10 protein-coding genes and 1 CRISPR repeat array are annotated in these 15,283 nt (G+C 53.8%); of the genes, 7 read left to right on the forward strand and 3 right to left on the reverse strand.

The features are described from left to right. Positions 1 to 8: 8 nt before the first annotated feature. The 7 genes from HY298_20050 (at position 9) to HY298_20080 (ending at position 8,112) form a co-directional block, all read left to right on the forward strand. Complete coding sequence (locus HY298_20050; GenBank protein ID MBI3852557.1) at positions 9 to 3,332, forward strand: Eco57I restriction-modification methylase domain-containing protein; 3,324 nt, start codon at positions 9 to 11, stop codon at positions 3,330 to 3,332. After that, the gene (locus HY298_20055) at positions 3,329 to 3,847 is read left to right on the forward strand and encodes a DNA-binding protein (protein MBI3852558.1); all 519 of its coding nucleotides are present in this window, start codon (positions 3,329 to 3,331) and stop codon (positions 3,845 to 3,847) included. Before HY298_20050 ends, HY298_20055 begins: the two co-directional genes overlap by 4 nt. Before the next feature lie 10 nt (positions 3,848 to 3,857). Continuing rightward, positions 3,858 to 4,406, forward strand: a complete 549-nt coding sequence (locus HY298_20060) for a hypothetical protein (protein ID MBI3852559.1) — start codon at positions 3,858 to 3,860, stop codon at positions 4,404 to 4,406. 198 nt (positions 4,407 to 4,604) lie between these two features. Then, positions 4,605 to 4,787, forward strand: a complete 183-nt coding sequence (locus HY298_20065) for a recombinase family protein (protein MBI3852560.1) — start codon at positions 4,605 to 4,607, stop codon at positions 4,785 to 4,787. Positions 4,788 to 4,790: 3 nt separating this feature from the next. Further along, positions 4,791 to 6,353, forward strand: a complete 1,563-nt coding sequence (locus HY298_20070) for a recombinase family protein (GenBank protein ID MBI3852561.1) — start codon at positions 4,791 to 4,793, stop codon at positions 6,351 to 6,353. Beyond that, positions 6,350 to 7,240: a ParB N-terminal domain-containing protein gene (locus tag HY298_20075; GenBank protein ID MBI3852562.1), complete on the forward strand. Its 891-nt coding sequence runs from the start codon at positions 6,350 to 6,352 to the stop codon at positions 7,238 to 7,240. The genes HY298_20070 and HY298_20075 overlap by 4 nt, the downstream gene beginning before the upstream one ends. Beyond that, entirely contained in the window at positions 7,237 to 8,112 is an 876-nt protein-coding gene (locus HY298_20080; GenBank protein ID MBI3852563.1) for a ParB N-terminal domain-containing protein, read from the forward strand. Before HY298_20075 ends, HY298_20080 begins: the two co-directional genes overlap by 4 nt. 6 nt (positions 8,113 to 8,118) lie before the next feature. Here the strand turns inward: HY298_20080 and HY298_20085 are convergent, their stop codons facing one another. The 3 genes from HY298_20085 to HY298_20095 all read right to left on the reverse strand — a co-directional run bounded on the left by HY298_20085 (position 8,119) and on the right by HY298_20095 (position 14,661). Further along, positions 8,119 to 8,952, reverse strand: coding sequence for a GIY-YIG nuclease family protein (locus HY298_20085; GenBank protein ID MBI3852564.1), 834 nt, complete (start codon positions 8,950 to 8,952; stop codon positions 8,119 to 8,121). Positions 8,953 to 9,037: 85 nt separating this feature from the next. Further along, complete coding sequence (locus HY298_20090; GenBank protein MBI3852565.1) at positions 9,038 to 12,100, reverse strand: UvrD-helicase domain-containing protein; 3,063 nt, start codon at positions 12,098 to 12,100, stop codon at positions 9,038 to 9,040. Continuing rightward, the gene (locus tag HY298_20095) at positions 12,097 to 14,661 is read right to left on the reverse strand and encodes a PD-(D/E)XK nuclease family protein (protein MBI3852566.1); all 2,565 of its coding nucleotides are present in this window, start codon (positions 14,659 to 14,661) and stop codon (positions 12,097 to 12,099) included. The genes HY298_20090 and HY298_20095 overlap by 4 nt, the downstream gene beginning before the upstream one ends. Before the next feature lie 292 nt (positions 14,662 to 14,953). Next, positions 14,954 to 15,280: direct repeats of the CRISPR family, unit length 36 nt; unit sequence GCTTCAACGGGGCCGCGCCCGCGCGGGCGCGGAGTG. Positions 15,281 to 15,283 lie beyond the last annotated feature (3 nt).

Raw genomic sequence — 15,283 nt, forward strand, 5'->3', positions numbered from 1 at the left:
AATACGCCATGCCAGTCAACGTCAATCGCGTCCGCCAACTCCTTAAGAATTTTGATTTTCCCGCGCTGTTCCGCGAAGAACTTGGCTGGGACACTCACAATGCCTCGCTCGAAATTCAACTCGACGGCCAGCCGCAAAAACTTCAGGCCGTCGCCCAGAAGCGCGGCATGGTCGCTTTGCATTGCCCCACGCCTGCGGGCGGGCGTTTACCGGAATACTCTATTCGCCGCAAAATCGAGCAGCAGGTCGCCAAGGCCGCGCATGAACATCTGATTATTTTCACTGACGCCGCGCAGACCACGCAAATCTGGCAGTGGGTGAAGCGCGAGCCGGGCAAACCTGCCGCCTGTCGCGAACACACTTTTCACAAGTCGCAAACAGGCGACGCTCTGATCCAGAAACTCGAAGTCATCGCGTTCACGCTCGTCGAGGAAGAAACCCTCGTGCTGATTGATGTGACCCGTCGCGCTCGCGCAGGTTTCGACGTCGAGCGTGTCACAAAACGGTTCTACGAAATCTTTCAGAAGGAACACACGGCGTTTCTGAAATTTATCACCGGCATCACCGAGAGCACGGACCACGAATGGTATGCGTCCGTCATGCTCAACCGCCTGATGTTCGTTTATTTTATCCAGCGTAAGGGCTTTCTCGACGGCGACCGCGATTATCTTCGTCACCGGCTCGACCGTTGCCAGAAGGAAAAGGGCCGGGACAATTTCTATTCGTTCTACCGCTATTTTTTGCTACGGCTGTTCCATGAAGGCTTCGGCAAACGTCCGAAGGAGCGCGCGGCGGACTTGGAAAAACTCATCGGTCGTATCCCATACCTCAATGGCGGAATGTTCGAGCGTCACGACATCGAAAAACGCTACGGCGATGAAATCCAGATTCCCGACAAGGCGTTCGAGCGTATCTTCGATTACTTCGACCAATATCAGTGGCATCTGGACGAACGCCCGTTGCGCGCCGACAACGAGATCAATCCTGACGTGCTCGGCTACATCTTCGAGAAATACATCAACCAGAAACAAATGGGGGCGTATTACACCAAGGAAGACATTACCGAATACATTGGCAAAAACACGGTGTTGCCATTCCTGTTTGATGCCGCGCGGCCCAAATGCAAAATCGCTTTTGAAAATTTCAACGGCCCGACGATTTGGGATTTGCTCCGCGAAAATCCTGACCGCTATATCTACAACGCGGTCACGAAGGGCGCGACAATTCCGCTGCCAAAAGAAATCCATGCCGGGATCAAAGACGTGTCCAAGCGCGACGGCTGGAACAAGCCCGCTCCCGTCGAGTTTGCATTGCCGACGGAAATCTGGCGCGAAGTCGTTGCTCGTCGCCGTCGTTATACCGAACTGAAATCAAAGATCGCCAATCGCGAAGTCACCAATATCAACGACCTCGTCACGCTCAATCTCGACATCCGCCAGTTCGCGCAGGACGTGATTGAAAACTGCGAAGGCCCGGAACTGCTCCGCGCCTTCTGGCACGCCATTGAACGTGTGACTATCCTCGACCCGACGTGCGGTTCGGGTGCGTTTCTGTTCGCTGCGCTCAACATTCTTGAGCCGCTTTATGAAGCCTGCCTCGACCGCATGGAAGCGTTTGTGGCCGAACTCGACCGCTCAGGCGAAAAGTACCGGCCTGAAAAATTTTCTGATTTCCGCAAGGTGCTGGAGCGCGTGGCCGCGCACCCCAGCCGCCGCTATTTTATTTTCAAAAGCATCATCCTGAACAATCTCTTCGGCGTGGACATCATGGAAGAGGCCGTGGAAATCTGCAAACTGCGCCTGTTCCTCAAGCTCGCCGCGCAGGTCGAGCCGGATGCTGCCAAGGAAAATCTCGGCATCGAGCCGCTGCCGGACATTGATTTCAACATCCGTGCCGGCAACACGCTCGTGGGCTACGCCACGGCGGATGAGGTGAAACGCTGCATGAAGGAATTTGGCGGCGGCCAGATGCGCCTGGGCGTTGATGACGAGTTGAACAGCTACGCGCGCTTTCTCGACCGGCTGCAAATTGCCGATGCCGCGTGGCGCAGTTTTCGCCAGCAGCAGACCGAACTTGGCGGGCGCGTGACCGTGGAGGACAAAGCCGAACTAAAATCCAAGTTGAAGGCGCTGGAAGATGAACTCAACCGCTACCTTGCGGGCGACTACGGCGTGAAAGCGGGTGACAAAACCACCTACGCCAAGTGGGTGAAATCGCACCAGCCGTTCCACTGGTTCGTGGAATTTTACGGCATCGTCAGCAACGGCGGGTTTGATGTCATTATAGGCAATCCGCCGTATGTTGAAAAACGCACGGTCGAATCGCAATACCGACTTACGAGCTATGAAACCGAAACGACCAATAATTTATACGCTTATTGCTCGGAACGCGCGTTTGATCTGCTCATACAAAACGGTCGCTTCGGTTTCATCGTTCCGCTTTCATCACTTTCAACTGACAAGTTTGAACCTTTGCAAAAACTTGTATTGGGTCTGGGTTCGGTATGGTTGAGTAATTTTGATGACCGCCCGTCGCGACTTTTCGACGGTCTCGAACATATTCAACTCACAATAATCCTAACGGCCAAAACGGGAGGCACGCCCACATTACCTTTCACGACTATGTGTCGCAAATGGTCGTCCATTGAACGCCCTCATCTTTTTGCCACCCTGCGCTACGCGCAATTACATCGATCATATCTTCAAGGCAGCGTTGCAAAAGCTGGTGGTGATATTGAAGTCGATATTCTGGACAAACTTTGGGCCAAAAAGACAACTCTTACGAATTGGTCGCGCGATACCGGCAAATTCAGAATTTTCTATACGCGTAAAGTTCACGCGTTTCTTAACGTGTTGGATTTTGTGCCTAAGATTTACGACGGTCGTGGCAAGCTCCGCGACCCATCGGAACAGAAAACACTGGAGTTTGATTCCAAATCGTTTTCCGAGTCTGCCCTTTGCGCCCTGAACTCAACGCTTTTCCGGTGGTTTTTGTCAACATTCAGCGATTGCCGCAACTTAAATTGTCGTGAAGTTTTATCGCTGCCTATTGAACTTTCGCAGGTGGTTGAGAAGGAAGGAACACACGTAACAAAACTGGCAAAGTCGCTTTCGGAAAGTTTGCAACGGACTTCGGAAACACGCGAAATGAGATTCAAGGATGATGTGTTAAAGGTGCAGTGCATTATCCCGCGATTCTCCAAACCCATCCTCGACGAAATTGACCGGGTGCTGGCGCGGCACTACGGCTTCACGGCGGAGGAGTTGGACTTCATCCTGAACTACGACATCAAATACCGCCTCGGTCGTGACACTGAATCCGATGCGGAATGAAACCCATCGCGCTCAACGCTACTGACGCTCGTTATCCTGCGCGTTTTGCCTCTGGCTCGTTGCCGCAATTGTCCGCCTTCGGCAATCTCAACCTGCTCGCATTGCCGAAAACGGCGCTTTTTTGTTCCACCCGTTGCCCCGGCCAAGCCATCCTCGCTGCCTACGACCAAGCCGCCCGCTGGCGTGATGCCGGTCGCTGCATTATCAGCGGGTTTCATTCGCCGGTGGAAAAGGAATGTCTCCGCATTCTCCTGCGCGGCAGTCAGCCCGTCATCATCTGCCCCGCCCGCAGTCTGGAAAAAATGCGTCTCGTATCGGGCTGGCAAAAATCTTTGGCCGATGGCCGGCTCTTGATTCTGTCCTGTTTCACCGGACGCGACCGCCGCGTCACCGGCGCTCTGGCTGTCCGCCGCAACGAGTTCATCGCTGCTCTGGCGGATGAAGTCTGGTTCGCCCACATCACCCCCGGCGGCGAGATGCAACGCTTGGCACACAAAATTGCTGCACAGGATTGATTTCGTTCGTATGCAGATCATTCGTGCCGTGCAGGTGAGCGCCGATCATTACGCGAGCACAAGCTTTCATCAGGGTATTGAGCCTCCGGTTGAATGCCCTCATTGTGATGCGAGGGATGCGCTAAAGGCGTTGGGTTATTATTCCCGCAACATTACCAGCACAGAACACGGGGTTTTACGCATTTTTGTGCGGCGGTTTCGATGTAGTCTTTGTGGCAAAACGGTCAGCATCCTTCCATCATTCGCACAACCATACCGACTGGTTTTGAATGCCACGATAAATGAGTTTTTCGGCGGGACTTTAGGCACGAACTCACTTTCATGGCTCTCGCTTCTGCAACAATACTGGAACCGGTTCACTAAATGGATTCCAGAAATTAACCATGTCATAAAGTCCGTGGTGGAGCGTTCGCCTCCTCACCCGGACTCCGGCGGATGGTGGCAGGTTATAGTCGCGGCTTTCGGCAACCTCGAAAAAATCACCGGAATGCTTGTGAGTAGATTCGGTGTCACTCTGTTTGGTCGTTACCGCTGCCATTCACCTTGTGCCGAGAAATGAGCCGCCGTGAATCCGCTCCACACAACTTAGCTATTTTCCTGAATAGCAATCCGTGGAAATCTTTCCGCGCCAATGAAAAGTGCCACTAAATCATTTTTGCGCGCCGAACGAAGTGTTCAAGGCGCGTTGCTTTTAAAAATCAGGGAACAGGCAAACCGCAATTGTGATCTCATCGTCAGCGGCTGCTGATTCATTTGTATGAATACAGTAAATACAGAATTACCAACCAAGAGCGCCGCCGTTTATGTCAGGAAGTCCAAGAAACACCGACGATTTTCGATCAGCAACCAGGCGCGTGCGATTCGCAAATACGCCAAGCACCGGGGATTGAGAATTGAAAAGGCATACTTTGACTCGGCAAAACAGCCGATTGAGCGATAAAATATGGAGCCTATTCAAAACAACTTAGAAGACCAAGGACTGCCACCCGTCAACGCCGCTGCTTATGTCCGAATGTCCACGGAACACCAGCAGTATTCGACCAGTAACCAGATGGATGTCATCAGGGATTTTGCCAAACGCCGTGGAATGCAAATCACCAAAGACTATTCTGACGCGGGCAAAAGCGGGTTGAATATCCAAGGACGCGAAGCGTTGGCGCAAATGATTAAGGATGTTCAGGACGGAAAAGTAAATTTCTCCTCCATCCTTGTATATGATGTCAGCCGCTGGGGACGGTTTCAGGATGCCGACGAAAGCGCCTATTATGAATACATCTGCCGCCGGGCGGGAGTGGCGGTTCATTACTGCGCCGAGCAGTTTGAAAATGACGGCAGCCCTGTTTCTACGATTGTCAAAGGCGTCAAGCGCGCGATGGCTGGTGAATACAGTCGCGAATTGTCATCCAAGGTGTTTCAGGGAGCCTGCCGCTTGATTCAGTTGGGTTACAAACAGGGCGGCACGGCCGGATTTGGCCTGCGACGGATGTTGATTGACCAGAACGGCCAGCACAAAGCCGCGCTCAAGATGGGCGAACACAAAAGCTTGCAAACAGACCGGGTGATTTTGATTCCCGGCCCGGATGAGGAGGTCAAAATTGTTCATTGGATTTATCAGACTTTTATTAACGAAGGGAAAAGCGAATCAGAAATCGCCAGATCGTTGAATGTTCAAGGCTTGGTCACAGACTTTGGACGCGCATGGAACCGGGCCACTGTTCATCAGGTGCTCACCAACGAGAAATACATTGGCAACAATGTTTATCATCGCACCTCCTTCAAATTAAAACTCAAGCATGTGGCCAATCCGCAGGAAAAGTGGATTCGCGCTGACGGAATATTTGAAGGGATTGTCGAGCCAAGTTTTTTTCATACAGCGCAGGGAATCATTCTGGCTCGCAGCCGGAAGCTCACCAATGATGAAATGCTGGACAAACTGCGTGGCGTATTGAGCAAGCATGGACGCATTTGCGGCATGCTGATTGACGAGGCTGACGACCTTCCTTCCAGCACGGCATTTAGTCACCGTTTCGGCAGCTTGGTATCCGCCTACCGGTTAATCGGCTACGATCCGGGCATTGATTACAGTTTCATTGAAATCAACCGCAAGCTGCGTAAACAACATCCTGAAATCGTCGCGTCGGTGATTCGGCAAATTCAGGGTTTGGGCGCAGTCGCCACCCTTGATGAGCAGACACAATTGCTTCACCTGAATAATGAACTGCGCATTTCCATCGTGATGTGCCGCAATATTATTACACCCGCCGGTTCATCGCGGTGGGTCGTACGATTGGATGAGGGGCTGAAGCCGGACATTACCGTCGCTGTTCGGATGGACGCCAACAATGAAGGCATCCGCGACTACTATTTACTGCCAGCGATCGACATGACATGGGAAAATCTGCGCACCGCAGAAGAGAATGGCGTTTACTTGGATGGCTACCGGTTTGATACGTTGGATTATTTTTTAGGCATGGCCGAGCGCATCAAGATTCAGGAGGCTGCATGAAAGATGAAATTAAAATGATTCCGATTGATCGGAGTCGTATTCTGAATCCAAGACATCGCGACCGGAAAAAATTTGAGATTATTGTCCAGAGCATCAAAAATCTGGGATTAAAGAAGCCGATTCAAGTCAGCCTGCGGTCGGCCCAGGAGGAGGAAGGTGCGGGATACGATTTGGTGTGCGGCCAGGGCCGGATCGAGGCGTTCATTGCGTTGGGGCACAAAGAAATTCCGGCCGTAGTCGTCGAAATTTCAAAAGAGGAACGTTTGCTTCGCAGCTTGATTGAGAACATGGCCCGGCGATACCCAGCACCCCTGGCCCTGATCCGTGAGATTGAGCGGCTTAAAGCAGCAGGTTACAACAATGCTGAAATTGCGAGAAAACTCGATATTGATAATACGATGGTAGCGGGCTTAATCGCCCTCAAGAATGCGGGAGAGGAACGACTGTTGGATGCGGCCACCAGCGGACGGATTCCCCTCGGCGTTGCAATGGACATCGCCAAGACGGATAGCGTGGAAGCGCAACGTGAATTGCTCAAAGCGTTTGAAACCAAACAGCTCAACTATATATCCATCCGGGTAGTGAAGCGCATAATTGACCAGCGACGCTTCGCGGGCAAGCAACGTGACACTAGCAATCGCGCCGGGCGGAAGAAACTTACCAGCGCCGAGAGCCTGGTAAATGCGTATCGGCGAGAGAGCCAGAAGCAAAAACTGATGATACGGAAAGCCAAGATTTGTGACGCCAAACTGGTCTTCATCGTGACAGCATTGGATAAACTTCTCAGTGACGAAAACTTCATGACCCTTCTGCGGGCCGAATCCCTTCCCACCATGCCGAAATATCTGTGGGCCAAACTCGGAGCGAAACACAAGGAGGCTGCATGACTGATGTAAAAATTGGATTTGAAATGCAGAAGATACGGCTCTCACTGGCCGTGATTCTTCCGGTACGGCAGTTGAAGGACCCGCAGAAGAACATCCGGCGCTACCAAAAAATCCGTGCATCTATCAAGGAAGCCGGGCTGGTTGAACCGCTTGTGGTTCACCCGCAGAAGGACACATCTGGCACATATCTGCTTTTGGATGGTCATCTCCGGTATTTTGCGCTGAAAGAACTCGGCGAGACCGAAGTGGACTGTATCATTGCCAACGACGACGAAAGCTTCACCTATAATGCGCGCGTCAGTCGGCTGGCACCCATTCAGGAACACAAAATGATAGTAAAAGCAGTTCGTAATGGGGTGAAGCCGGAACGGATTGCAGCGGCGCTGAACATTCCCGTTGGGAATGTACGTGCGTCAATGAAACTATTGGACGGTATTCACGAGGAGGCCGCTGATTTATTGAAAGACAAGGCCATCAGTCCCAAGGCCATTCATTTGCTTAAACAAGTCACTTGCGTGCGGCAAATCGAAATCGCGGAGTTGATGGTCAGCGCCAACAATTACACGGCTGGCTATGCGGAGGCTTTGGTTTTGGGGACACCGAAAGATCAGTTGGCGCAACCTGAGAAACCGAAGGTCAAAGAGGGCTTGTCAGCCGAAGAAATTGGCAAGATGGAGCAGGAGATGGAATCTCTTGAGCACGATCTCAAAGCTGTTGAGGAATCCTACGGAGAAAACATGCTGAACCTTACCCTGGCTCGCGGCTATATTAAAAAGCTCATCGACAATGCCAAAGTTGTCAGGTTCTTGAATGGGAATTATCCTGACATTTTCTCTGAATTTGAGGCGATTGCAACCGCCGAGACTTTGTGATGTGAATCAACCAGCTTCTACGGGGCGCGTGTCGGCTGCCAGTTGATCAAGCGAGACCTCAAAAGCTTCTTCGATGAAGGCTCGTGTAATTGGTTGAGTTGCTAACGAAGCAACCACGCGTTGTGGTGTGTAGAGACCGCTATTTTTTCGGAAGTGGCCGGGTTTGGGCGCTGTTTTCTGCCAGTCAATAGCCACGAGATACTGCGCTCGCTCTGGGTCGTCGGCGTTCTCGAAAAGCCCAGGTTGAGCAAGTTTGTGTCGTGGAAGCGGTTTCCCTTTGAAACGGAATCGTTTCACAGCTAGGGAGCGTTGCTGCACTATGCCGACACCCAAAAACCCGCATTGACGCTGATAGGCCGCGACAACATCGCCGGGTTGCAGGCGTTCGAGTTGCTCACTCCAGTTCCGACCATGCCCAGCCGCAATAAATCCAAAGCACATACAGTCGTCCCAAGAGCGCTGCGGCCCTTCGCTTACATTGACATAATAAATACTGTTGTGGAAATCGAAACCGGGCAACTTCATGTGCATCGTATGCTGCGGCCGGAAATGGCTGGAATAGTGACCCGCACTTTGGTTGGTCAAATTCCGTCCCAGCTTCCAAATCAGAGTGGTTTCGACAAGCAGCGCCTCGGCAGCCGAAAGCCCCTTGGCGATGACACGGACGATAGGCTCTAGCCCCTCTTTGCGAATTGCTGCGATGCGCTCGGCCTTTTCTGACGGGCCGTTATCTTTCAAATGGCTCTCTTTGCGCCCGCCGCAGCCTTTGCCGTAGTAGAATTCCTCGAAGTTACGAGGATCAACATAGAGATACACGTAGAAATCGGCACGCTCGTTCATGGGTGGTGATGTTAATTGAAAATCGGCTTCCTGGACAAGCTCGCTGCTTATGAGCATCAATAGTGCTGTGTCCAACAGACAGCAGCTATACATTGCCATCGAGCAGCACCTCAACGAAACCGCCGCCAACGGCGAAGTGTATCCACACGCTTGCGACAGGCAGTTTCAGTTTCTTCAGCGCCTCGCGATACAGCGCAAGTTGGCCGCTGTAAGAAACAGCTTCGGTTGGCCACTCGGAGCGCTTGCCGGGGAATGATTTGTGGTCAATGAGAATCCAGCCATTGCTTGTTTCCACCAGCATATCAATGAAGCCCTCGATGCGTTGATCCGATTCATTTGTGGTCGCAATCGGAATTTCCACGAGCACCTGTTTCGGATGAAATTGCTGTTCAAGACTGGCGCGAAACTGGTCCACCGTCTGGAGAACGTCCTCGCCTTTGAGGTGATCGCTCAATTCGTATCCGAGTAGAATACGCTGGATGGTTTCCAGTCTTCGAGCATGGCCGGGATTGACGAACTCGGCAGCGAAAATGGCGTGCAGTGCATCTCCCAAGTCCGCTTCTTCCAGCGCACCGGAGAATGGCAAGCGCGGGCCAATCTCAATGATTCTTCCAATACGACTTCCTAGAAGTTGCGATTGACGCGATGGCGTCAACCGAGCCGACAGTTTTGGCGTCGGTGTCAACGGAGCAGGAAACCAAGCGTAAGTTGAATCCATCTTGGCTGATGCGATTTCAGCGGGAGGCGTCAGTTGCAGGGTTTGCAAGCTGAGTGTCGTCTTGTCAGGCAAGACGAGTTGGTCTCTACCCGGTTGCAACCACTGAGCTTGCAGTCCTTCCAGCCACGGCGCGGGCTGGTCTTTCTCTCGGACAAGCACCAACAAATCGCGTGCTCGGGTCAAACCCACATAGAGCAACCGGAGTTCTTCCTCCACCGCTTTGCGCAAAGCGGCGAGGCCGATGTCGCCAGCTTCCACGTTCGTATGCAGCGGGATTCCGGTTTCTTGCTGGCCGAAGGGCCACGGCCAAAATCGGAGACGACGATTTGCCAGCGGCTGATTGAGGTCGAATGATTTTGTCGGGTCAGCCGGTATTACGGTGACTTCCCACAGGCGAGGCCGAGGCTCGGTATTCAGGTCGGTGCAGATGACGATGGGCCATTCAAGCCCTTTGGCCTGATGGTAGGTGCTTACGAAGATGGCATTGACCTGCGCATCCGTTGCCTTCAAATCCGCTTCCGAATCAGCGAGGAAGTCGCACCAATTTAGAAAGCTGGCGATGGTGGCCGGAGTATGATTCTTCGCCGCTGCCTGCTCGTATTTCACCGCGATGGCGCGTAGCGATTCCAGATTGGCACGGCGTTGGGATGCTCGTGTTACGGTAGAACCCCAAGCGGACACGGTCGCGAATACACCACCATCATGCAGGGCGACATCCAGCGCCTCGCTGGGTGAGAGCACATTCAACCGGGCGCGGGCCTGCTCCAAGGCCACAATCGCGGGATGAACAAAATCTCCTTCAAGTCCCCAGCGGTCACTCCTGATTCGCTCAGTCTCCTGTCGCGCCTTTGCGACATATTTCAGGCGGCTCTCGAGCCATTCCTCCGGTTGCTGGGCCGCTTCCAACGCAACGATTTCTGCCGATGCGAGCGAGTCGGTTGGGTCTGCCAGCCGTCGAAGACAAGCCAAAGCGAGCCTGGCTTCAGGCGTGGCCAGCAAACCACTTTGAGACAACGTGACCGTATATCCGCGTTGCGTCAGCTTCGCGGCGATTGTTGCAGCGGCCAGATTGGTGCGGCACAACACCGCCATGTCGCGTGGCTCTATCGGGCGGAGGCGTTCACGATTCAGTCGGTCTTGAACAACTAATTTGTCTCCGCGACTGAGCAATTGAACGATCCCGTCGGCAAGTGTGATAGCGCGCTGGTCGTTGGTGAGTTTTTTCAGCGCACCATTACCCTTATTGAATTGACTCCCAACCTTCCTGACTTGTTCAACGACTGCCTTGATTAAGTCGGGGTCACTGTTGCGAAACCCGTAGATGGCCTGCTTTACGTCACCCACCCAGACAGTCTCGCGGGCGAGCGTGGCCAATTGCATGAATAAGGCGAGTTGGAGGGGGCTGGTATCCTGGAACTCATCCACAACGAGCAGATCCAATTCGTGGCTGAGAGTATCGCGCACCTGTGCTTGGTCGCGCAGTAATTGAAACGCCCGTTGCTCAAGGTCGGAGAAATCCAGCAGGCCACGCTCTTCTTTGAGGCGTTGGAACTCTGTCAAAGAAAGCTGCGCCACGGAAAATAGCAGCATTGTGTAATCCCGGATGTGCTCGTGAAGCTGCGGGTGAGTCTCGACGCGATTTGCCAACGCCGTAACCGCAGCGGCATCAGCCTGACTTTTCTTGCCTGGCTGCTTTTTGCTTAGCTTGATCCAATCACTCCACGGCAACCGATGCGCTTCGAGCGCCCTCAAAGCATCTTGGAGCAGTTCCAAATAGTCCGCGGCGACCCCGGTTTCGTCTCCATTCTTGGAGATGCGATCCATAGCCGATGTGATGGCCGCAGCCAACTGGTCGTCAAGGTTGTCAGTCGTAGGAGCAGGCAGAAACGCCAGCAGTTCGTCAATACTTTGCCGCCCCATGTCTGCCAACGAAACTGGTGGGAAGTCGTTGGCGCGTGCTGCGTCAAGCAACGCTCGCACTTGTCGCTTCCAAAAGTATTCAAAGGTTCGGGAGTCCTTCTGTCCGAGAATATCAGCAAGGCGTTGTAGCCGATTAAGTGTGCCGAAGTCCACTGCGGTCTCAATGGCTTGAATCAGCAGCGAGGCGGCATCATCTTCTGCGAGGATTTCAATGCGGGGCGAAATGCCGGCCTCAAATGCAAAGCGTTCCAGCAATTGACCGCAAACGCCGTGAACTGTCCCCATCAGGCTCTCGTGCAATCGCTCCGCTAATGGAGGGTGCCCGGAGTTGTAGAGACGCCGTCGCACGCGCTCGCGCAGTTCCTGCGCCGCTTTGACCGTGTAGGTGGTTGCGATCAACCCGCCCGGGCGGCACAATCCTTTCGAGAGCCGGTCCTCAATAACCTCCGTGATACGGTGGGTTTTGCCGCTGCCGGCGCTGGCGCTGATGAACGTGATATTCGTTTTCACGCGTCCGCCCTCCAGCCGGTCAAGGCATCAAAGTCGTTATACCTGGCATGGTCTTCGTTGGAAGCCCAATGGGGGAGCGGCGGAGTTGAATCAGGAGCTTCATCAGGACTTTCAGACGCATCTAGGCCAACCGTTGTGAGTTCAATCCAACCCTCATCGAGTTGTTGCCGCCGCCACCGCCAGACATGCTCGAAATCAGTCCAGCACTGGTGAAGCTCGCCTGGTGGGAACTTGGATGTGACAACTTTCGCCTCCGGGCAAAATGTTTTCGCAGTCGCGATAAGCCGTCGCCGCCGAAGCAGGAAGAACGCGCTTGCGGGCCAATCCTTCTGCCCCTGACCGCGCAAAACATGACCATAAATTGCCAGTTGCAACGGGCGGTTTTCTTGAAGTTCCTTTTCCCGAACTTTCCTTCCGCCAAATTTCAAATCCACCACCGCAATACCGTCCTGCTGGTTTCGCACCAGCAAATCAATGATGCCGCTTATCTGCCCTCCGGCAAATGAGACCGGTTGCAGCGTTTCATTCGCGCGGGCTTCCACCACTTTTGCCTGGCGCAACTGAAATAAGAGTTGCCACATAGCCTGCCTTCCCAATTCCAGCAGCCCCAGAGCGTCGGCACGCTTTCCCGGAAGCAGCAGGTTTGCGCCTTCTTGTTCGAGCAGTGGCGGCCATACTCCTTCCAGCCACGAATCTAATTCTGACTGCGAGCATGTTTGCCAGTTGATTGAATTTCCCGCGACCAGTAAGAGATCGAGCATACGATGAAGCAGCGTGCCTTCCTGCCGGTAATCGGCTTGCAGGCGCAAACTGGCAACTGGTCCAGCTTTCAACCCGGCCTTGTATTGCAGCACCCACGCGCTTGGGTCGTAAATAAATTTCTCGGCACTCGAATATGACTCCACCTCCCGAGGTTGAAGATGCTCGGAAGTGTTCGTTTTCCACCAGCGACTCAACGCCGGCAGCGGACGATGGTTCACCTGCACAAAATGCCACGGCGCGGCGGCCTTGCCGGTAGAAATCAAGTGATCCAAATCAACGACCGGTAACGGCTTGCTCTCCTTATCAAGAAGTGAAACCAATCGAGTTAATAGAGGATGGTGGGCGACTGGTTCTCCGGCACGTTCGCGAGGATAAACCAGAATCAGTTGCTTCTTAGCTGACAAGATTGGGCGAAGCCATCGCTCAGTTTCCATGACAGCCAAGGTTTCTGGCGTGGGAAACTCGACGCCGTGTGCTCGCAGTTGCTCCAGTTCTTGAGTTGTCCACGGCAATCTGGCCGGTGGAAGCGGCTCGCTGAAATTCCACCACACCACATTGTCCACCGGCTCATTGACAGCACTTGGATGCGCCACACGGTGAATGTGGCCGAGTTCTTCCATTGCAGACCCGCCCGGCCAGCCCGTTCCGCTGACTTGATGCAATAAGCGCTCCAACTGACTTCGAGCGATGGTGGGTTGTGATTGGAGCAGTTCAGCCATTTCGGAACTGAGTGAGGCGAGCGCTCGAAATTGATGCACCTCGATTATCGAAACGCCGTCAGCAACCGACTGGAGCGCGGCCAAACGGGCCACTCGCACACAGCATTCCGAAAGTTTTGGGCCACTTGCTCCTGCCTTGGCATCAAACTCGGCGACGAGCAGCCAGTCTTTCAAGTCCTGGTCGATTCGCTCCGTAGCGGCCTGCTTCTCAACCGCACTGAGTGTGCCAAAATTTTCGATACTCTCCTTGGTGGCCGCAATTGCCGCCTTCCACTGCGGCCCTCCGACACCAGGACAATCCGCAATGACGTTCGCCAGTTTGAATCGCAGCACGCCAGCGACCGGACAGGCAGGATGTGCGAGAAATTCGAGCAGGGCGCGGGGATTAACAGGTTTCCAATAAAGTCGCAATGCAAGCAACAGCACCTGCGGGATTGGGCGCGCGGTCGAACCGGGCTGGAATCCCACCGTCGGTTCATCCAGCGACGAAAGCGCTTGCTCCAAAGGCGAGGCGCTTTCTGCTGCAACAATCGTGACCTCCACGTTTGACACTTGCCGAAGATGCTGAAGCAATTGTGCTGTGCCGTATGCAAGCGTGATTTCGGAGAACGCAGTGACGCACAAAATTGACCGGTCTCCGTTCAATTTGAGTCGTTGCGTGGGATTATCTTTCCGTAACAACGACTGGATGCGACCAAGGTCAGTGGTTTCACCAGTGAGATTAGCCTCTGGATTAAAAGCAGCCGGTTCGTAACGCGCTCCAAGCTTTGCACAAATCAGCCGCCAGAGTTTCGGCAGGTGACTCGGCGAGTTGCGCACAGCTAACCAATCGAGATTGGGAGAGCGGGAGTTGAGTTCAAGCAGAACGGAACGAAGCCGGTCTGACGTGCCGGGCGAAAGGCGTTTCCCAGTCCGTGCTTCCACGGCAACTATGTCTTGAATCCTTATCGTGTCGTCGGCTGATGCCAATCCATCCCATCCAACTTCGATCAAGTCATCCCGCCATTTCAGCAAGGTTTCTGCGACGGCGTAGGAGTCTCGCCTGAAAGATTCGCTGAAAAACATCGGGCGCTCGGTCACAAGTTCTTCAAGAATTTGCCGAAATTGAAATACTCGAAGCGCAGAGCTGGTTGCCTTTGCCTTTAGTCCCAACCGTGTTTCAAGAAACTGGAGGAGACCCAACGGTCCGTACATGGGCATAGCCAATGTCTGCTTCGGGAGAAGCGAGGCATACCCATCAAGGCACAGGCCAAAGCCAACTTTCATCGTCTCCTTTGTGTAGTTGGATCGGATGAGTTCGATTGTTCTTTTGCAGGCATGTCGAAATGCTAACAAAACCGCTGAACTCGGCAACGCTTTGCGGATACGAAGTGCTTCAACGGGGCCGCGCCCGCGCGGGCGCGGAGTGTTGTCCAGCCGTTGTCCACGGAGAGGACGCAATTCTCGCTTCAACGGGGCCGCGCCCGCGCGGGCGCGGAGTGCGATGGGACTGTAGATATTTGGGCAAAAGTAGATGAGCTTCAACGGGGCCGCGCCCGCGCGGGCGCGGAGTGCCGACTTGCTGCTCAAACCGCAATCCATCGAAAGCCTGCTTCAACGGGGCCGCGCCCGCGCGGGCGCGGAGTGTTCCAAGTCCGTTTATTCCCGGCGCTCCTGACGATTGGCTTCAACGGGGCCGCGCCCGCGCGGGCGCGGAGTGCTT

The organism is Verrucomicrobiota bacterium (genome assembly GCA_016200005.1).
Lineage (GTDB): Bacteria > Verrucomicrobiota > Verrucomicrobiia > Limisphaerales > PALSA-1396 > PALSA-1396.

Coding starts and splice junctions, on each gene's coding strand:
- HY298_20050 (MBI3852557.1), top strand. CDS start 9: ATGCCAGTCAACGTCAATCGCGTCCGCCAACTCCTTAAGAATTTTGAT.
- HY298_20055 (MBI3852558.1), top strand. CDS start 3,329: ATGAAACCCATCGCGCTCAACGCTACTGACGCTCGTTATCCTGCGCGT.
- HY298_20060 (MBI3852559.1), top strand. CDS start 3,858: ATGCAGATCATTCGTGCCGTGCAGGTGAGCGCCGATCATTACGCGAGC.
- HY298_20065 (MBI3852560.1), top strand. CDS start 4,605: ATGAATACAGTAAATACAGAATTACCAACCAAGAGCGCCGCCGTTTAT.
- HY298_20070 (MBI3852561.1), top strand. CDS start 4,791: ATGGAGCCTATTCAAAACAACTTAGAAGACCAAGGACTGCCACCCGTC.
- HY298_20075 (MBI3852562.1), top strand. CDS start 6,350: ATGAAAGATGAAATTAAAATGATTCCGATTGATCGGAGTCGTATTCTG.
- HY298_20080 (MBI3852563.1), top strand. CDS start 7,237: ATGACTGATGTAAAAATTGGATTTGAAATGCAGAAGATACGGCTCTCA.
- HY298_20085 (MBI3852564.1), bottom strand. CDS start 8,952: ATGAACGAGCGTGCCGATTTCTACGTGTATCTCTATGTTGATCCTCGT.